The organism is Escherichia sp. WS1450, from assembly GCF_046487395.1.
GTDB lineage: Bacteria > Pseudomonadota > Gammaproteobacteria > Enterobacterales > Enterobacteriaceae > Escherichia > Escherichia coli.
This window is the reverse complement of record NZ_JBJQJO010000002.1, coordinates 1-17,576: the sequence shown is the minus strand read 5'-3', so window position 1 is coordinate 17,576 and position 17,576 is coordinate 1. Positions and strand designations below refer to the sequence as shown.

General features: G+C 50.0%; 18 protein-coding genes, 1 pseudogene and 1 other annotated feature. Of the genes and pseudogenes, 10 read left to right on the top strand and 9 right to left on the bottom strand.

What is annotated here, in order from left to right; translation table 11 throughout:
- Positions 1–20 precede the first annotated feature (20 nt).
- Positions 21–812, bottom strand: coding sequence for an inner membrane protein YpjD (locus tag ACJHYR_RS02355; RefSeq protein WP_001338897.1), 792 nt, complete (start codon positions 810–812; stop codon positions 21–23).
- 166 nt (positions 813–978) lie between these two features.
- Between ACJHYR_RS02355 and ffh the strand changes: the two genes are divergently transcribed.
- From ffh to rplS, 5 genes are all read left to right on the top strand, one after another.
- On the top strand, positions 979–2,340 hold the full coding sequence (gene ffh / locus ACJHYR_RS02350) for a signal recognition particle protein (RefSeq protein ID WP_000460035.1): 1,362 nt from the start codon (positions 979–981) through the stop codon (positions 2,338–2,340).
- A 248-nt stretch (positions 2,341–2,588) separates the two neighbouring features.
- Positions 2,589–2,837 (top strand): 30S ribosomal protein S16, encoded by a 249-nt coding sequence (rpsP, locus tag ACJHYR_RS02345; protein ID WP_000256450.1) that lies wholly within the window; start codon positions 2,589–2,591, stop codon positions 2,835–2,837.
- Positions 2,838–2,855: 18 nt separating this feature from the next.
- Positions 2,856–3,404, top strand: coding sequence for a ribosome maturation factor RimM (gene rimM / locus ACJHYR_RS02340; RefSeq protein ID WP_000043335.1), 549 nt, complete (start codon positions 2,856–2,858; stop codon positions 3,402–3,404).
- A gap of 30 nt (positions 3,405–3,434) precedes the next feature.
- Positions 3,435–4,202, top strand: coding sequence for a tRNA (guanosine(37)-N1)-methyltransferase TrmD (gene trmD / locus ACJHYR_RS02335; protein WP_000264781.1), 768 nt, complete (start codon positions 3,435–3,437; stop codon positions 4,200–4,202).
- A gap of 41 nt (positions 4,203–4,243) precedes the next feature.
- Positions 4,244–4,591 carry a 50S ribosomal protein L19 gene (gene rplS, locus ACJHYR_RS02330; RefSeq protein WP_000065253.1) on the top strand — a complete coding sequence of 116 codons (348 nt, stop codon included), beginning with the start codon at positions 4,244–4,246 and terminating at the stop codon, positions 4,589–4,591.
- 76 nt (positions 4,592–4,667) lie between these two features.
- On the opposite strand, the gene ACJHYR_RS02325 is transcribed toward rplS, so the two are convergent.
- The 4 genes and pseudogenes from ACJHYR_RS02325 to ACJHYR_RS02310 form a co-directional block, all read right to left on the bottom strand.
- Positions 4,668–5,150 (bottom strand): OmpA family protein, encoded by a 483-nt coding sequence (locus ACJHYR_RS02325; RefSeq protein WP_001544856.1) that lies wholly within the window; start codon positions 5,148–5,150, stop codon positions 4,668–4,670.
- 15 nt (positions 5,151–5,165) lie between these two features.
- Positions 5,166–6,391: pseudogene (gene dgcN / locus ACJHYR_RS02320) on the bottom strand (diguanylate cyclase DgcN).
- Complete coding sequence (locus ACJHYR_RS02315; RefSeq protein ID WP_001212388.1) at positions 6,381–6,899, bottom strand: YfiR family protein; 519 nt, start codon at positions 6,897–6,899, stop codon at positions 6,381–6,383. Before ACJHYR_RS02315 ends, dgcN begins: the two are co-directional and overlap by 11 nt.
- 146 nt (positions 6,900–7,045) lie before the next feature.
- Positions 7,046–7,411: a DUF2799 domain-containing protein gene (locus ACJHYR_RS02310; protein WP_001296308.1), complete on the bottom strand. Its 366-nt coding sequence runs from the start codon at positions 7,409–7,411 to the stop codon at positions 7,046–7,048.
- Between the two features lie 208 nt (positions 7,412–7,619).
- On the opposite strand from ACJHYR_RS02310, the gene aroF reads away from it, so the two are divergent.
- Entirely contained in the window at positions 7,620–8,690 is a 1,071-nt protein-coding gene (aroF, locus tag ACJHYR_RS02305; protein WP_001168043.1) for a 3-deoxy-7-phosphoheptulonate synthase AroF, read from the top strand.
- A gap of 10 nt (positions 8,691–8,700) precedes the next feature.
- Positions 8,701–9,822 carry a bifunctional chorismate mutase/prephenate dehydrogenase gene (gene tyrA / locus ACJHYR_RS02300; protein ID WP_000225203.1) on the top strand — a complete coding sequence of 374 codons (1,122 nt, stop codon included), beginning with the start codon at positions 8,701–8,703 and terminating at the stop codon, positions 9,820–9,822.
- Positions 9,823–9,864: 42 nt separating this feature from the next.
- Here the strand turns inward: tyrA and pheA are convergent, their stop codons facing one another.
- The 4 genes from pheA to bamD form a co-directional block, all read right to left on the bottom strand.
- On the bottom strand, positions 9,865–11,025 hold the full coding sequence (gene pheA / locus ACJHYR_RS02295; protein WP_000200119.1) for a bifunctional chorismate mutase/prephenate dehydratase: 1,161 nt from the start codon (positions 11,023–11,025) through the stop codon (positions 9,865–9,867).
- Positions 11,026–11,047: 22 nt separating this feature from the next.
- Positions 11,048–11,173 (bottom strand) — a sequence feature (Phe leader region).
- Positions 11,125–11,172, bottom strand: a complete 48-nt coding sequence (pheL, locus tag ACJHYR_RS02290) for a pheA operon leader peptide PheL (protein ID WP_001386991.1) — start codon at positions 11,170–11,172, stop codon at positions 11,125–11,127. Its footprint overlaps the feature before it by 48 nt.
- Positions 11,174–11,275: 102 nt before the next feature.
- Positions 11,276–11,617: a ribosome-associated translation inhibitor RaiA gene (gene raiA / locus ACJHYR_RS02285; protein ID WP_059327700.1), complete on the bottom strand. Its 342-nt coding sequence runs from the start codon at positions 11,615–11,617 to the stop codon at positions 11,276–11,278.
- Between the two features lie 270 nt (positions 11,618–11,887).
- Positions 11,888–12,625 carry an outer membrane protein assembly factor BamD gene (bamD, locus tag ACJHYR_RS02280; protein WP_000197686.1) on the bottom strand — a complete coding sequence of 246 codons (738 nt, stop codon included), beginning with the start codon at positions 12,623–12,625 and terminating at the stop codon, positions 11,888–11,890.
- A gap of 134 nt (positions 12,626–12,759) precedes the next feature.
- On the opposite strand from bamD, the gene rluD reads away from it, so the two are divergent.
- From rluD to clpB, 3 genes are all read left to right on the top strand, one after another.
- A complete protein-coding gene (gene rluD, locus ACJHYR_RS02275; RefSeq protein ID WP_000079112.1) occupies positions 12,760–13,740 on the top strand; it encodes a 23S rRNA pseudouridine(1911/1915/1917) synthase RluD in 981 nt (326 codons plus the stop codon).
- Positions 13,737–14,468 carry a purine nucleoside phosphorylase YfiH gene (gene yfiH / locus ACJHYR_RS02270; RefSeq protein WP_000040155.1) on the top strand — a complete coding sequence of 244 codons (732 nt, stop codon included), beginning with the start codon at positions 13,737–13,739 and terminating at the stop codon, positions 14,466–14,468. The genes rluD and yfiH overlap by 4 nt, the downstream gene beginning before the upstream one ends.
- A 129-nt stretch (positions 14,469–14,597) precedes the next feature.
- Complete coding sequence (gene clpB / locus ACJHYR_RS02265; RefSeq protein ID WP_001235102.1) at positions 14,598–17,171, top strand: ATP-dependent chaperone ClpB; 2,574 nt, start codon at positions 14,598–14,600, stop codon at positions 17,169–17,171.
- Positions 17,172–17,576: the final 405 nt, after the last annotated feature.

Genomic DNA, 17,576 nt, shown 5'->3' with positions numbered 1-17,576 from the left:
GGGAAACTCCTTTTCTGGGTTTAGCTGATTAACTGCTGGACAATTCGGCTGCCGAAGTAGGCCAGTGTCAGAATGACTGCACCCGCAACGTTAAACCAGACGACGCGACGTCCACGCCATCCTTCATGATAATGTCCCCACAGCAGCACAATATAGACAAACCACGCCACGATAGAGAGCACGGCCTTGTCGATATTTTCCATGCTAAATAAGTTGTGCATGTAGAACAGGCCAGTGCAAAGCGTGAGCGTTAGCAGCACCACGCCAATCTGCGTGATGTGGAACATTTTACGCTCGATACTCATTAATGGCGGCATTTCCTGGTTAAACGCCAGCTTCTTGTTCTTCAGTTGGTAATCAATCCACGCCAGTTGCAGCGCGTACAGGGCGGCGATAATCAGCGTGGCATAGGAAAAGAGCGATAAGCCAATGTGCACCAGCATCCCAGGCGTTGCTTCCAGATGAGTGATGTATTCATTGGGCATGAAGGTCGCCAGCGCCAGGTTGATAAGCGCAAAGGCATAGACAATGGGTAGCAGCAACCAGCCACGATTGCGAGAAGCCACAATGGTCATTACCGTACAGATCATCAAACTGACCAATGAACCAACGTTCAGCAGGCTGAGGTTTTGTCCGCTATCACCGTCGGGCAGGATGCGGGCTTCCAGAGCGATTGCGTGGCAGACCAGCGCAATGACCGCAGAAATAATAGCCATGCGCCGCCAGCCGCCGTTTTTTTGCAGCAGACCGGGAACAATCAGCGCAAGACTGACGGAGTAGGCGACAAGCGCGAGCAGAGCAAAAACGGGCATAGTGATGTCGACAGTTTGAGCAATAAGAAAGAGAAGCAGTATAGCGTCAGGTGAACGCTGCTCCAACCGTTGCATAACAACAAAGACGCCTTCATGTTATACTGCGGCAAAATACTGATGATGTGTCGCGATTGCGGCCAACCGTTTCCACCCCAGGCGAGAGACAATGTTTGATAATTTAACCGATCGTTTGTCGCGCACGCTGCGCAATATCAGTGGCCGTGGACGCCTCACTGAAGACAACGTAAAAGATACGCTGCGCGAAGTGCGCATGGCGCTGCTGGAGGCGGACGTCGCTCTGCCGGTAGTGCGTGAGTTTATCAATCGCGTAAAAGAGAAAGCGGTTGGTCATGAAGTTAATAAGAGCCTGACGCCGGGGCAGGAGTTCGTCAAAATCGTCCGTAACGAACTGGTTGCGGCGATGGGCGAAGAGAACCAGACCCTGAACCTGGCTGCGCAACCGCCTGCGGTCGTGCTGATGGCAGGCCTGCAAGGTGCCGGTAAAACAACCAGCGTTGGTAAACTCGGTAAGTTCCTGCGCGAGAAGCACAAGAAGAAAGTGCTGGTGGTTTCTGCCGACGTCTATCGCCCGGCGGCAATCAAACAGCTTGAGACGCTGGCTGAGCAGGTGGGCGTTGATTTCTTCCCTTCTGATGTTGGTCAGAAGCCGGTTGATATTGTTAACGCGGCGTTGAAAGAAGCCAAACTGAAATTCTACGACGTGCTGCTGGTGGATACCGCTGGTCGTCTGCACGTTGACGAAGCGATGATGGACGAGATCAAACAAGTCCATGCGTCGATTAACCCGGTTGAAACCCTGTTTGTGGTTGACGCCATGACCGGTCAGGATGCGGCCAATACGGCAAAAGCATTTAATGAAGCGTTACCGCTTACCGGCGTAGTGTTGACCAAAGTGGACGGCGATGCCCGCGGCGGTGCGGCGCTCTCTATTCGTCACATCACTGGCAAACCGATCAAGTTCCTCGGTGTTGGCGAGAAAACTGAGGCGCTGGAGCCGTTCCATCCGGACCGCATCGCGTCGCGTATTCTCGGTATGGGCGACGTACTGTCACTGATCGAAGATATCGAAAGCAAAGTTGACCGCGCGCAGGCAGAGAAATTAGCCAGCAAGCTGAAAAAAGGCGACGGCTTCGATCTCAACGACTTCCTTGAGCAACTGCGCCAGATGAAAAATATGGGCGGCATGGCCAGCCTGATGGGCAAACTGCCGGGCATGGGGCAGATCCCGGATAACGTCAAGTCGCAGATGGACGATAAAGTGCTGGTGCGTATGGAAGCCATCATCAACTCAATGACGATGAAAGAGCGCGCTAAGCCAGAAATCATAAAAGGTTCGCGTAAGCGTCGTATTGCTGCCGGTTGCGGTATGCAGGTGCAGGACGTTAACCGTCTTCTGAAACAGTTCGACGACATGCAGCGCATGATGAAGAAAATGAAGAAGGGCGGAATGGCGAAGATGATGAGAAGCATGAAGGGGATGATGCCGCCGGGATTTCCTGGTCGCTAATCGGCCTGGCTTGTTTGTCATTTTAGCACCGGGGTGTGCTCGTCATCCTCACGTACTGCGTGTACGCTCCGGTGACTGCGCGCACTCCGGCACCAAACTGGCTGCACCGCCGACGGCCTTTTACAGCAGAGTTAGCAACTGTTGATTGCAATTTCCGCAAAAATGAGTAAAATTTTCGGGCTTTTAATATGACACCGGACTCCGTTCCTCGATGGGGTCCGGTTGTTTTATTCACACAAGAGGATGTTATGGTAACTATTCGTTTAGCACGTCACGGCGCTAAAAAGCGTCCGTTCTACCAGGTTGTTGTCGCTGACAGCCGTAATGCACGCAACGGTCGCTTCATCGAGCGCGTTGGTTTCTTCAACCCAATCGCTAGCGAAAAAGAAGAAGGCACTCGCCTGGATCTGGATCGCATCGCTCACTGGGTTGGCCAGGGCGCAACTATTTCTGATCGCGTTGCTGCGCTGATCAAAGAAGTAAACAAAGCAGCTTAATCTGTCACGGTGGTCATGATGAGCAAACAACTCACCGCGCAAGCACCTGTTGATCCCATCGTTTTGGGAAAAATGGGTTCGTCTTACGGTATTCGTGGGTGGCTCAGAGTGTTTTCTTCCACCGAAGACGCCGAAAGCATTTTTGACTATCAGCCCTGGTTTATCCAGAAGGCGGGTCAGTGGCAGCAAGTCCAGCTGGAAAGCTGGAAGCACCACAATCAGGACATGATCATCAAGCTGAAAGGCGTTGACGATCGTGATGCGGCGAACCTGCTGACGAATTGTGAAATTGTCGTGGATTCATCGCAGCTGCCTCAGCTTGAAGAGGGTGACTACTACTGGAAAGACCTGATGGGCTGCCAGGTAGTAACCACTGAAGGCTACGATCTCGGTAAAGTCGTCGATATGATGGAAACCGGATCTAATGACGTTCTCGTCATTAAGGCAAACCTGAAAGATGCGTTTGGTATCAAGGAACGTCTCGTACCGTTCCTCGATGGGCAGGTTATCAAGAAAGTCGATCTCACTACTCGTTCAATTGAAGTAGATTGGGATCCTGGTTTTTAAACCACCGGATAAACGGTAAAAGACGGCGCTATGTGGATTGGCATAATTAGCCTGTTTCCTGAAATGTTCCGCGCAATTACCGATTACGGGGTAACTGGCCGGGCAGTTAAAAATGGCCTGCTGAGCATCCAGAGCTGGAGTCCTCGCGACTTCACGCATGACCGGCACCGTACCGTGGACGATCGTCCTTACGGCGGCGGACCGGGGATGTTAATGATGGTGCAACCTTTGCGGGACGCCATTCATGCAGCAAAAGCCGCGGCGGGTGAAGGCGCAAAGGTGATTTATCTGTCACCACAGGGACGCAAGCTTGATCAAGCGGGCGTCAGCGAACTGGCAACGAATCAAAAATTGATTCTGGTGTGCGGTCGCTACGAAGGTATAGATGAGCGCGTGATCCAAACCGAAATTGACGAAGAATGGTCAATCGGCGATTACGTTCTCAGTGGTGGTGAGTTACCAGCAATGACGCTGATTGACTCCGTTTCCCGGTTTATTCCGGGAGTACTGGGACATGAAGCCTCGGCAACGGAAGATTCCTTTGCTGAAGGATTGCTGGATTGCCCGCACTATACGCGGCCTGAGGTGTTAGAAGGGATGGAAGTTCCGTCAGTGTTACTGTCGGGCAACCATGCCGAGATACGTCGCTGGCGTTTGAAACAGTCGCTGGGCCGTACCTGGCTTAGAAGACCTGAACTTCTGGAAAACCTGGCTCTGACTGAAGAGCAAGCAAGGTTGCTGGCGGAGTTCAAAACTGAACACGCACAACAGCAACATAAACATGATGGGATGGCGTAAGCCCCCGAGATATCAGTTTACCCAGGATAAGAGATTAAATTATGAGCAACATTATTAAGCAACTTGAACAAGAGCAGATGAAGCAGGACGTACCTTCCTTCCGTCCGGGTGATACCGTGGAAGTGAAAGTATGGGTTGTTGAAGGTTCCAAAAAACGTCTGCAGGCATTCGAGGGCGTGGTTATCGCTATTCGTAACCGCGGTCTGCACTCTGCATTCACTGTTCGTAAAATTTCCAACGGCGAAGGCGTTGAGCGTGTCTTCCAGACTCACTCTCCGGTAGTTGACAGCATTTCTGTCAAACGTCGTGGTGCTGTTCGTAAAGCTAAACTGTACTACCTGCGTGAGCGTACTGGTAAGGCTGCTCGTATCAAAGAGCGTCTTAACTAAGGTTTCGCTTAAGCGACATCCTGTTAAGAAGGGCTGGCCAATTGGCTGGCCCTTTTTTTATCTGTTTGCTCGTGTTTTAAGGGGTAGTAATCACCACTGCGACGCGGCGGTTCTCGGCGCGGCCCTGGGCGGTCTTGTTACTGGCTATGGGATATTTTTTTCCTAAACCCTGTGTGGTGAGATTGCTGCGCGGAATTTGTCCACCCATAGCCCATGCATCGGCCACGACATTCGCCCGTTTCAATGATAAGGCTTCGTTGTAACTGTCTTCACCATAGTTGTCGGTGTGTCCATCCATACGGGCATGCGTTAGCCCTGTCGAGGCCAATTTGGCTGCCATGGTTTGGATCTGTTGCTGGCTTTCCGGGAGCAATTTGTAGTCATTTTTTGCGAACAGAATGGCATCTGATAAGCCCAGCGACCAGTCGCCGGCGGATTCAGTAAATCCATAAGATTGCATAGCGGCGACTTGCTCAGGAGAAAACTTTCCCTGAGGGGACTGGCAGCCAGTCAGTATTAGCGAGGTGAAAATCAGGGGTACTACCAGGTGCTTTATCATATCGATATATCCTTGTTATCTCACCAGCTTTTCGGCACGCTGGTGTTTGGCCTGATACATATTGTGATCGGCCAGCTCTTGTAATTTTTCCGCAGAGGCATGCTCAATGGTCATCGCGTAACCAATGCTTAATGTCATGGTGGTCTGATGACCATTATGAAGATCAAACGGGCGATTAAAGATTTGTGTCAGTGCTGAGCAAATCCGCTGTACTTCGGATTCCGACTGTACACCAAAGAGGACCATCGCAAATTCATCGCCGCCTATGCGGTATGCTTTATGTTGCAGTCCGCCAAATTCAGCTAACCGTTTTGCCACCTCAATCAGGACACGATCGCCCGTCGCATGACCCCAGGTATCATTGATATATTTGAAATTATCGCCATCAAGAAATAGTAACGCCGACGTTTTTCGGGCATCGGAATTGTTCATCAACGTGTTGATGCCGCTACGAAACGCTGCGCGGTTAGCCAGCCCGGTTAATGGGTCATGTAGTGCGGTACGTAGAAGCTGCGCATTTTTGGCCTGTAAACGAAGCTGCCACTCTTCCATTTCATCCAGCAGACTGTTGAAGTCGAGTGCGAAGCGGTGAAACTCAGCGATACGTTCTTCCGAAACTCTTCGGGAAAAATTGCGGTTGGAACGTACGTCATGCACGACATCGGTGATATTTTTCAATGCTTCCACCAGACCATTGTGCAAATGGCGGGTGAGGGTAATTGCGATGCCTGATGCCAGCAGAATACAACCGGTTAGTACGGCGAGCGAAAACCAGATAAAATGGCTGATTGAACTGTCGCGAGCGGTTAAGCGTACTTCGCCAATGGTTTCACCATTGTGACGAATCGGCTGAATGATGGGGGCAGGGAAGAGCCAGTGGCTTATGAAATTACTGAAAGTATCGCCTGGATCCTTACGGGTGTAATGTCAGGATGCCAGAATATTTTGCTGCTTATCACGCACTTCTGCAGTTGAAAATTGCCCTTGCTGCCCCAGCGCCGCCAGTGTTTCAGTTGCTGCAGGGCATCGGCAAAAACGACCGCTGCTTCCAGACTGTAAGTCATTGTTGCTGCTGTCAGTGCCAGGTTTTTTTGCGCGTACTGTTTCAGGGTCAGCACCGAGGTCACTGAAAGCAGCAACCAGATCAGCATCATAGTGATAAATATGCTGGTCATACTGATGTTGCGTAATGCTCTTTTAAACGTGGGGCGCTTATTAAGAGAATTATCGTTATCCATCATTTTTCTTCCGTGCGAGCATTAAGACATCCGGGTTGACCTTTACACCGCTACGCGATAAGGCATCCAGGTTTACGGCAAATCTGACGTCATTATTGTGGATGATCAGACAAAAGGCGCTACCAATAATGCAATCGGTATTTTGTTCGGCAATTAATAATAACGCCTTTGACGGATATTGTTCGGTTAATTCCATCTGGAATGTCGGTGACTCGTTGCCAAAATAAAAACCATTGCAGCCTGAAATCATCGCCTCTTGTTGAGTGTGAATGATGACAGGCAGATAAGGCAAAGATGTCGCGGCATTCTCTTGTAGGGCGGTACTAAAACGTGAAGATGAAAAGATACATAACTTTGGTGGCCCTGATAGCGCAGGCCAGCGGGTGTAACTGACAATACCGGAAACCATCATACGCACGTTTTTCGCAACGTCAGAAGGTTCCTGAGCGAGTATTGGTGCTCCCGTCAGCAGGAGAATCAGCAGTAAGAACAGTCGGTGAGAAAAACGCATTCAGGGATCCTCACCATCTTCGCTCGAAATGCATCGATATTTTTTCAGAATGCTCATTAAAATATCATTTTTTCATGCAGTCGTCATCAATGTGAGAAATAAAACATAATGAGTAAAATCTCATGCTTAATTTATTTGGGGGGTAATTAATTTAATCGTATTGTGCTGGCATTTTCATCAGCCCCTTTTCGCCATACTTCATGCAGTTGGCTGGCATTTTCAACATTATTGCAGCTGGCAGGAAAGCTTTTACCAGAAAGTCCTCGGGCATAAGTAAAATCGGTCTGGCAAGTTTTCTTTTGTCCTTCGGCATATCCTTTAAGGTATAGACCGCGATCCGCCTGTGAATCGCTAAATGCATCGTCATCTTTTATGGCGCTGCCCGATATCGCATCTTCCATACCGACATCATACCAGTCGGTGCTGGTCAAGGTTGGCGCGTGAGTATAAGGATCAATCTGACATCCGCTAACCAGTAAAGCCAACAAGGGGGCGATAAACTTTTTCATCATTTCTTTCTCCTTTTTCAAAGCATAGCGGATTGTTTTTAAAGGAGGTGTAAATTTATTTGTACAAAATAAGCATCAAAAGCGCGAGTAAATTGTTCCTGTAAAGAAAAATGTACGAAATATGGATTGAAAACTTTACTTTATGTGTTATCGTTACGTCATCCTCGCTGAGGATCAACTATCGCAAACGAGCATAAACAGGATCGCCATCATGCAAAAAGACGCGCTGAATAACGTACATATTACCGACGAACAGGTTTTAATGACTCCGGAACAACTGAAGGCCGCTTTTCCATTAAGCCTGCAACAAGAAGCCCAGATTGCTGACTCGCGTAAAACCATTTCAGATATTATCGCCGGGCGCGATCCTCGTCTGTTGGTAGTATGTGGTCCTTGTTCCATTCATGATCCGGAAACTGCTCTGGAATATGCTCGTCGATTTAAAGCCCTTGCCGCAGAGGTCAGCGATAGCCTCTATCTGGTAATGCGCGTCTATTTTGAAAAACCCCGTACCACTGTCGGCTGGAAAGGGTTAATTAACGATCCCCATATGGATGGCTCTTTTGATGTAGAAGCCGGGCTGCAGATCGCGCGTAAATTGCTGCTTGAGCTGGTGAATATGGGACTGCCACTGGCGACGGAAGCGTTAGATCCAAATAGCCCGCAATACCTGGGCGATCTGTTTAGCTGGTCAGCAATTGGTGCTCGTACAACGGAATCGCAAACTCACCGTGAAATGGCCTCCGGGCTTTCCATGCCGGTTGGTTTTAAAAACGGCACCGACGGCAGCCTTGCAACGGCAATTAACGCTATGCGTGCCGCCGCCCAGCCGCACCGTTTTGTTGGCATTAACCAGGCAGGGCAGGTTGCGTTGCTACAAACTCAGGGGAATCCGGACGGGCATGTGATCCTGCGCGGTGGTAAAGCGCCGAACTATAGCCCTGCGGATGTTGCGCAATGTGAAAAAGAGATGGAACAGGCGGGACTGCGCCCGTCTCTGATGGTAGATTGCAGCCACGGTAATTCCAATAAAGATTATCGCCGTCAGCCTGCGGTGGCAGAGTCCGTGGTTGCTCAGATCAAAGATGGTAATCGCTCCATTATTGGTCTGATGATTGAAAGTAATATCCACGAAGGTAATCAGTCTTCCGAACAGCCGCGTAGCGAAATGAAATACGGCGTGTCTGTAACCGATGCCTGCATTAGCTGGGAAATGACCGATGCCTTACTGCGTGAGATCCATCATGATCTCAACGGGCAGCTGACGGCGCGCGTGGCTTAAGAGGTTTATTATGGTTGCTGAGTTGACCGCATTACGCGATCAAATTGATGAAGTCGATAAAGCGCTGCTGAATTTATTAGCGAAGCGTCTGGAACTGGTTGCTGAAGTGGGCGAGGTGAAAAGCCGCTTTGGACTGCCTATTTATGTTCCGGAGCGCGAGGCATCTATGCTGGCCTCGCGTCGTGCAGAGGCGGAAGCTCTGGGTGTACCGCCAGATCTGATTGAGGATGTTTTGCGTCGGGTGATGCGTGAATCTTACTCCAGTGAAAACGACAAAGGATTTAAAACACTTTGTCCTGCGTTACGCCCGGTAGTTATCGTTGGTGGTGGCGGTCAGATGGGACGTCTGTTCGAGAAGATGCTGACACTCTCGGGTTATCAGGTGCGGATTCTGGAGCAACATGACTGGGATCGAGCGGCTGATATTGTTGCCGATGCCGGAATGGTGATTGTTAGTGTGCCCATCCACGTTACTGAACAAGTTATTGGCAAATTACCGCCTTTACCGAAAGATTGTATTCTGGTCGATCTGGCATCGGTGAAAAATGGACCATTACAGGCCATGCTGGCGGCGCATGATGGTCCGGTGCTGGGGTTACACCCGATGTTCGGCCCGGACAGCGGTAGCCTGGCAAAGCAAGTTGTGGTCTGGTGTGATGGACGTAAGCCGGAAGCATACCAATGGTTTCTGGAGCAAATTCAGGTCTGGGGCGCTCGGCTGCATCGTATTAGCGCTGTCGAGCACGATCAGAATATGGCGTTTATTCAGGCTCTGCGCCACTTTGCTACTTTTGCTTATGGGCTGCACCTGGCAGAAGAAAATGTTCAGCTTGAGCAACTTCTGGCGCTCTCTTCGCCGATTTACCGCCTTGAACTGGCGATGGTTGGGCGACTGTTTGCTCAGGATCCGCAGCTTTATGCCGACATTATTATGTCGTCAGAGCGTAATCTGGCGTTAATCAAACGTTACTATAAGCGTTTCGGCGAGGCGATTGAGTTGCTGGAGCAGGGCGATAAGCAGGCGTTTATTGACAGTTTCCGCAAGGTGGAGCACTGGTTCGGCGATTACGCACAGCGTTTTCAGAGTGAAAGCCGCGTGTTATTGCGTCAGGCGAATGACAACCGCCACTAATAATCCAGTGCCGGGTGATTCACATCATCCGGCACCTTTTCATCAGGTTGGATCAACAGGCACTACGTTCTCACTTGGGTAACAGCCCAATACCTTCATCGAACGGGTGATGTCCCCTAACTCTTTCAATGCTTTTTGCATTTCCGCTGATTCCAGATTGGCCTGAATATCCAGATAAAACATCTCTTCCCATGGATTACCGTGAATCGGGCGTGACTCCAGACGGGTCATAATCAGATTGTGGTTGCGCAGTACCAGCAACGCTTCAACCAGCGCACCAGCTTGTTGCCCGGTCGCCATTAACAACGTCGTTTTCGCTGGAACCTGGTCAGACACGTTAATGGCTTTACGTGCCAACACCACAAATCGGGTGAAGTTTTGTCGCTGATTCGCTTCAATACGCTCCAGTACCTGCAAACCGTACAAAGTGCCGCCAGCTTCGCTTCCCAACGCAGCAACATGCGGTGATTTTGCCTGTGCAACCTTTTCCATTGCCGCAGACGTACTTTCGGTATATTCAATCTTCCAGTGCGGATAACGATTAAGGAATTTGCTGCATTGCTGGAATGGCTGCGGATGGCTGTAGACCGTATTAATGGTGGACAAATCAGTAGTGCCGGAGACCAACAAACAATGGTCGATAGTTAACGTCATCTCGCCAACAATCGACAAACTGGTATGTTGCAACAGATCGTAAACGTCGTTTATGGCACCGGAGCTGGTATTTTCAATCGGTACGACGGCATAGTCGGCCTGGCCGGTTTCCACCTGATTAAAAATATCGGCAAATTTGGCGCAGCCACTTTCAATGAATTGCTCAAAGTGACGGGCAGCGTACTGACGAGCGGCAAGATGGGAATAGGAGCCTTTGGGGCCGAGAAAAGCGATGCGGGCAGAGTGTGGATTAATTTTATTGAGATGTTGCTGGAGCAAAGCCTGCTGAGTTAATACGGAATCTTCAATGATGAGCTGGAACAGGCGAGTAATGTAATGGGCGTCCAGATGGTGCGCTTTACCGAGCGTAATTAATCTTTCCAGCAAATCGCGTTCACGATCAATATCACGTACCGGGCGATGCGAGAGCAGTTTGGCTTTTCCCACCTCAACGGCCAGTTCGCGCCGCTCTGCCAGTAATGCTAATAATTTTTCATCCAGCGCGCTGATTTTCTCACGCAGCGCCAGTAACGGGTTTTCCGATGTCATAGTGTTGCCTTTTTTGTTATCAATAAAAAAGGCCCCCCGATTTGGGAGGCCTTATTGTTCGTCTTCGCATTCTGTTTCACACGACGAAACGCCTCCCATTCAGGGGAAGGTAAAAAAGAATGCGAAGAAAAACGGTGTGTGTTTCATGTTTGTTTCCTTAAGTGACTTCAGTACAGTACCCGTACTGTTTTCACGCTGTCAACAAAAAACGCGCCCGAAGGCGCGTTGGCGATACACTCAATATAAAGGACTACTCTTCTTCAACTTCTTCGACGAAGTTGGCGTCTTTCACCGATGTTGCGGTACGACGTGCTTCGCCTTTGTGCTGCAGTTTATTGAGCTGCCGTTCCAGCTTGTTGATCAATTCGTTAATTGCGGTGTACATATCTTCATGTTTACCACTGGCAACCAGAACGCCGTTAGGTGTATTGATTGTGGCGTCAGCAACAAACCCTTGTGGCTCTTTGGACAGAATGATATGTGGATTAATCAGATGTGTTTGCCATTTTTCCAGTTTGGCGAGACGGTCTGCGACATGTTGGCGGATGGCCGGAGTAATTTCCATTTGTTTGCTGGTAATGTTCATTGTCATAAATTTTACCTCTTGTCTTCCCGTCTTGGTGAATTCAGCATACCGTTCCTGATGTCAAAATGTGTGATGGAAATCTCATAATTTTGTCACTTTTTGTCAACGAATCTTTTTTGTGAGAAATCGCAGGAAGAGGTGTTTTTTTACTTGAGGAATATCTCAAAGCGAGCCATATTTGATGAGATCGATAGTGACTAAATCGCTTCAGTTTCACAACTAACAGAATAAAAAAACGGCAGCTCAAGGGCTGCCGTTTTGTGTTTCAGGTTTTTGTTATGTATTGCTGCTGTTTGCAGCGATGATTTTCGCTACTTTTTCAGCTTGCGCATTCATCTGCATCTGACGGTATGCATTTTCCATCAGCGGCAGCGCATCACGCGTAGCCTGGGTATCCGGGTAGTCGCGCAACATGCCTTCTACGCGGTTAACGACGGCAACCCATGCACCACGTTCTGTATAGTACTCGGCAACGGAGTATTCATATTTCGCCAGACGATCTTTCAGGAATACCAGACGTTTGGTGGCATCGGTGGTGTACTGACTGTTCGGATAGCCGCGCACCAGTTTGGAAAAGTCACTAAACGCAGCTCGTGCATGTTGAGGATCGCGATCGCTACGGTCAACGCCAAAGAACCCTTGCAGTGCACTGTCATCGAGCGCCATATTGGTCAGGCCACGCATGTACATGACATAATCGATATTCGGATGGGTCGGGTTAAGGCGAATAAAACGATCGATGGCAGCCTGTGCTAACGGCAAATCGGCGTTTTTATAGTAGGCGTAGATGAGATCCAGCTGCACCTGCTGCGAATACGGACCAAACGGATAGCGATTATCTAACGCTTCCAGTTGCGTTATTGCCTGTCTCCAGTTACCGTCCTGCAGCTTTTGTTGTGCAGTCGCGTAAATTTCATTTGGCGGATTATCAGGTACTTCTTCCTTTGACCCCGAGCAACCCGCCAAAAACAGGCTTAGTGTGGCGGCTGCCACCAGATATTTCATGCGCGTCATGACGTTTTGACTTTCCTCAAAATGTAATACGGGAGATTCTCTGTTCCTGCTCCCGGTTAAGACCAGCTACAATAGCACACTATATTAAACGGCAAAGCCGTAAAACCCCAACGATAAACGAAGAAGCAGTATATATGGCACAACGAGTACAGCTCACTGCAACGGTGTCCGAAAACCAACTCGGTCAACGCTTAGATCAGGCTTTGGCCGAAATGTTCCCGGATTATTCACGTTCGCGAATAAAAGAATGGATCCTCGACCAGCGCGTGCTGGTTAACGGCAAAGTTTGTGATAAGCCGAAAGAAAAAGTATTGGGTGGCGAGCAGGTTGCCATCAACGCTGAGATTGAAGAAGAAGCGCGTTTTGAACCGCAGGATATCCCGCTGGATATCGTCTATGAAGATGAAGATATCATCGTCATTAATAAACCACGCGACCTGGTGGTACATCCTGGCGCGGGTAACCCGGATGGCACGGTACTGAATGCGTTGCTTCATTATTATCCGCCCATTGCCGATGTACCGCGTGCGGGCATCGTCCATCGTCTGGATAAAGACACCACCGGCCTGATGGTTGTGGCAAAAACCGTTCCGGCTCAGACGCGTTTAGTCGAATCTTTGCAACGGCGTGAAATTACTCGTGAGTATGAAGCGGTGGCAATTGGTCATATGACCGCTGGCGGTACAGTAGATGAACCAATCAGCCGCCACCCGACCAAACGTACTCACATGGCGGTACATCCCATGGGCAAACCGGCGGTCACTCACTATCGCATCATGGAACACTTCCGTGTGCACACGCGTCTGCGGTTGCGTCTGGAAACCGGACGTACGCACCAGATCCGCGTGCATATGGCCCATATCACTCATCCGCTGGTGGGCGATCCGGTTTATGGTGGCCGTCCGCGTCCGCCAAAAGGTGCTTCGGAAGCGTTTATCTCCACGCTGCGTAAGTTTGACCGCCAGGCGCTACATGCAACCATGCTGCGTCTTTATCACCCGATCTCCGGCATCGAAATGGAATGGCATGCGCCTATTCCACAAGATATGGTGGAGCTGATTGAGGTGATGCGCGCCGATTTCGAAGAGCATAAGGATGAAGTGGACTGGTTATGAGTAAGCTGATTGTCCCGCAGTGGCCGCTGCCAAAAGGTGTTGCGGCCTGTAGCTCCACTCGTATCGGCGGCGTGAGCTTGCCCCCGTATGACTCGCTCAACCTCGGTGCTCATTGTGGCGATAACCCGGATCACGTTGAGGAGAATCGCAAGCGACTTTTTGCTGCGGGCAGTTTGCCTTCAAAACCGGTCTGGCTTGAGCAGGTACACGGCAAAGATGTGCTTAAGCTTACTGGCGAACCTTATGCCTCAAAACGAGCAGATGCCTCTTATAGCAACACGCCGGGCACGGTTTGCGCAGTGATGACTGCCGACTGCCTCCCCGTGCTGTTTTGCAATCGAGCGGGAACGGAAGTCGCCGCCGCTCATGCTGGCTGGCGTGGACTGTGCTCAGGCGTGCTGGAAGAGACGGTTTCCTGTTTTGCTGATAATCCGGAAAATATTCTCGCCTGGTTAGGGCCGGCAATTGGTCCACGCGCGTTTGAAGTGGGGGCGGAGGTTCGCGAGGCGTTTATGGCAGTAGACGCCAAAGCGAGTACAGCTTTCATTCAGCATGGTGATAAGTATCTGGCGGATATTTATCTCCTTGCCCGGCAGCGTCTGGCGAACGTCGGTGTCGAACAAATTTTCGGCGGTGACCGTTGTACATATACGGAAAATGAGACTTTCTTCTCTTATCGTCGCGACAAGACCACCGGTCGTATGGCAAGTTTCATTTGGCTGATATAACCTAAAGAATCAAGACGATCCGGTACGCGTGATTTTCTTTTCACATTAATCTGGTCAATAACCTTGAATAATTGAGGGATGACCTCATTTAATCTCCAGTAGCAACTTTGATCCGTTATGGGAGGAGTTATGCGTCTGGATCGTCTTACTAATAAATTCCAGCTTGCTCTTGCCGATGCCCAATCACTTGCACTCGGGCACGACAACCAATTCATCGAACCACTTCATTTAATGAGCGCCCTGCTGAATCAGGAAGGGGGTTCGGTTAGTCCTTTATTAACATCCGCTGGCATTAATGCTGGCCAGTTGCGCACAGATATCAATCAGGCATTAAATCGTTTACCGCAGGTTGAAGGTACTGGTGGTGATGTCCAGCCATCACAGGATCTGGTGCGCGTTCTTAATCTTTGCGACAAGCTGGCGCAAAAACGTGGTGATAACTTTATCTCGTCAGAACTGTTCGTTCTGGCGGCACTTGAGTCTCGCGGCACGCTGGCCGACATCCTGAAAGCAGCAGGGGCGACCACCGCCAACATTACTCAAGCGATTGAACAAATGCGTGGAGGTGAAAGCGTGAACGATCAAGGTGCTGAAGACCAACGTCAGGCTTTGAAAAAATATACCATCGACCTTACCGAACGAGCCGAACAGGGTAAACTCGATCCGGTGATTGGTCGTGATGAAGAAATTCGCCGTACCATTCAGGTGCTGCAACGTCGTACTAAAAATAACCCGGTACTGATTGGTGAACCAGGCGTCGGTAAAACTGCCATCGTTGAAGGTCTGGCGCAGCGTATCATCAACGGCGAAGTGCCGGAAGGGTTGAAAGGCCGCCGCGTACTGGCGCTGGATATGGGCGCGCTGGTGGCTGGGGCGAAATATCGCGGTGAGTTTGAAGAACGTTTAAAAGGCGTACTTAACGATCTTGCTAAACAGGAAGGCAACGTCATCCTGTTTATCGACGAATTACATACCATGGTCGGCGCGGGTAAAGCAGATGGCGCAATGGACGCCGGAAACATGCTGAAACCGGCGCTGGCGCGTGGTGAATTGCACTGCGTAGGTGCCACGACGCTTGACGAATATCGCCAGTACATCGAAAAAGATGCTGCGCTGGAACGTCGTTTCCAGAAAGTGTTTGTTGCCGAGCCTTCTGTTGAAGATACCATTGCGATTCTGCGTGGCCTGAAAGAACGTTACGAGCTGCACCACCATGTGCAAATTACTGACCCGGCAATTGTTGCAGCGGCGACGTTGTCACATCGCTACATTGCTGACCGTCAGCTGCCGGATAAAGCCATCGACCTGATCGATGAAGCAGCATCCAGCATTCGTATGCAGATTGACTCAAAACCAGAAGAACTCGACCGACTCGATCGCCGTATCATCCAGCTCAAACTGGAACAACAGGCGTTAATGAAAGAGTCTGATGAAGCCAGTAAAAAACGTCTGGATATGCTCAACGAAGAACTGAGCGACAAAGAACGTCAGTACTCTGAGTTAGAAGAAGAGTGGAAAGCAGAGAAGGCATCGCTTTCTGGTACGCAGACCATTAAAGCGGAACTGGAACAGGCGAAAATCGCTATTGAACAGGCTCGCCGTGTGGGGGACCTGGCGCGGATGTCTGAACTGCAATACGGCAAAATCCCGGAACTGGAAAAGCAACTGGAAGCCGCAACGCAGCTCGAAGGCAAAACTATGCGTCTGTTGCGTAATAAAGTGACCGACGCCGAAATTGCTGAAGTGCTGGCGCGTTGGACGGGGATTCCGGTTTCTCGCATGATGGAAAGCGAGCGCGAAAAACTGCTGCGTATGGAGCAAGAGCTGCACCATCGCGTTATTGGTCAGAACGAAGCGGTTGATGCGGTATCTAACGCTATTCGTCGTAGCCGCGCAGGGCTTGCTGACCCGAATCGCCCGATTGGTTCATTCCTGTTCCTCGGCCCAACGGGTGTGGGGAAAACTGAGCTTTGTAAGGCGCTGGCGAACTTTATGTTTGATAGCGACGAGGCGATGGTCCGTATCGATATGTCCGAGTTTATGGAGAAACACTCGGTGTCTCGTCTGGTTGGTGCGCCTCCGGGATATGTCGGTTATGAAGAAGGTGGCTACCTGACCGAAGCTGTGCGTCGTCGTCCGTATTCCGTCATCCTGCTGGATGAAGTGGAAAAAGCGCATCCGGATGTCTTCAACATTCTGTTGCAGGTACTGGATGATGGGCGTCTGACTGACGGGCAAGGGAGAACGGTCGACTTCCGTAATACGGTTGTCATTATGACCTCTAACCTCGGTTCCGATTTGATTCAGGAACGCTTCGGTGAACTGGATTATGCGCACATGAAAGAGCTGGTGCTCGGTGTGGTAAGCCATAACTTCCGTCCGGAATTCATTAACCGTATCGATGAAGTGGTGGTCTTCCATCCGCTGGGTGAACAGCACATTGCGTCGATTGCGCAGATTCAGTTGAAACGTCTGTACAAACGTCTGGAAGAACGTGGTTATGAAATCCACATTTCTGACGAGGCGCTGAAACTGCTGAGCGAGAACGGTTACGATCCGGTCTATGGTGCACGTCCTCTGAAACGTGCTATCCAGCAGCAGATCGAAAACCCGCTGGCACAGCAAATACTGTCTGGTGAATTGGTTCCGGGTAAAGTTATTCGCCTGGAAGTTAATGAAGACCGGATTGTCGCCGTCCAGTAATGATAAAACGAGCCCTTCGGGGCTCGTTTTTGTCTATAAATTAGACGGAAAAGACTATATTTAAGATGTTTTGCCTGAAAAATGAGCGAACGATAAAGTTTTTATATTTTTCGCTTGTCAGGCCGGAATAACTCCCTATAATGCGCCACCACTGACACGGAACAACGGCAAACACGCCGCCGGGTCAGCGGGGTTCTCCTGAGAATCTCAACAGAGAAAAGCAAAAAATGCTTGACTCTGTAGCGGGAAAGCGTATTATGCACACCCCGCGCCGCTGAGAAAAAGCGAAGCGGCACTGCTCTTTAACAATTTATCAGACAATCTGTGTGGGCACTCGAAGATACGGATTCTTAACGTCGCAAGACGAAAAATGAATACCAAGTCTCAAGAGTGAACACGTAATTC

Bases quoted from the DNA above. Each gene is read 5' to 3' on its own strand.
- ACJHYR_RS02355 (WP_001338897.1), bottom strand. From the start codon at position 812: ATGCCCGTTTTTGCTCTGCTCGCGCTTGTCGCCTACTCCGTCAGTCTT.
- ffh (WP_000460035.1), top strand. From the start codon at position 979: ATGTTTGATAATTTAACCGATCGTTTGTCGCGCACGCTGCGCAATATC.
- rpsP (WP_000256450.1), top strand. From the start codon at position 2,589: ATGGTAACTATTCGTTTAGCACGTCACGGCGCTAAAAAGCGTCCGTTC.
- rimM (WP_000043335.1), top strand. From the start codon at position 2,856: ATGAGCAAACAACTCACCGCGCAAGCACCTGTTGATCCCATCGTTTTG.
- trmD (WP_000264781.1), top strand. From the start codon at position 3,435: ATGTGGATTGGCATAATTAGCCTGTTTCCTGAAATGTTCCGCGCAATT.
- rplS (WP_000065253.1), top strand. From the start codon at position 4,244: ATGAGCAACATTATTAAGCAACTTGAACAAGAGCAGATGAAGCAGGAC.
- ACJHYR_RS02325 (WP_001544856.1), bottom strand. From the start codon at position 5,150: ATGATAAAGCACCTGGTAGTACCCCTGATTTTCACCTCGCTAATACTG.
- ACJHYR_RS02315 (WP_001212388.1), bottom strand. From the start codon at position 6,899: ATGCGTTTTTCTCACCGACTGTTCTTACTGCTGATTCTCCTGCTGACG.
- ACJHYR_RS02310 (WP_001296308.1), bottom strand. From the start codon at position 7,411: ATGATGAAAAAGTTTATCGCCCCCTTGTTGGCTTTACTGGTTAGCGGA.
- aroF (WP_001168043.1), top strand. From the start codon at position 7,620: ATGCAAAAAGACGCGCTGAATAACGTACATATTACCGACGAACAGGTT.
- tyrA (WP_000225203.1), top strand. From the start codon at position 8,701: ATGGTTGCTGAGTTGACCGCATTACGCGATCAAATTGATGAAGTCGAT.
- pheA (WP_000200119.1), bottom strand. From the start codon at position 11,025: ATGACATCGGAAAACCCGTTACTGGCGCTGCGTGAGAAAATCAGCGCG.
- raiA (WP_059327700.1), bottom strand. From the start codon at position 11,617: ATGACAATGAACATTACCAGCAAACAAATGGAAATTACTCCGGCCATC.
- bamD (WP_000197686.1), bottom strand. From the start codon at position 12,625: ATGACGCGCATGAAATATCTGGTGGCAGCCGCCACACTAAGCCTGTTT.
- rluD (WP_000079112.1), top strand. From the start codon at position 12,760: ATGGCACAACGAGTACAGCTCACTGCAACGGTGTCCGAAAACCAACTC.
- yfiH (WP_000040155.1), top strand. From the start codon at position 13,737: ATGAGTAAGCTGATTGTCCCGCAGTGGCCGCTGCCAAAAGGTGTTGCG.
- clpB (WP_001235102.1), top strand. From the start codon at position 14,598: ATGCGTCTGGATCGTCTTACTAATAAATTCCAGCTTGCTCTTGCCGAT.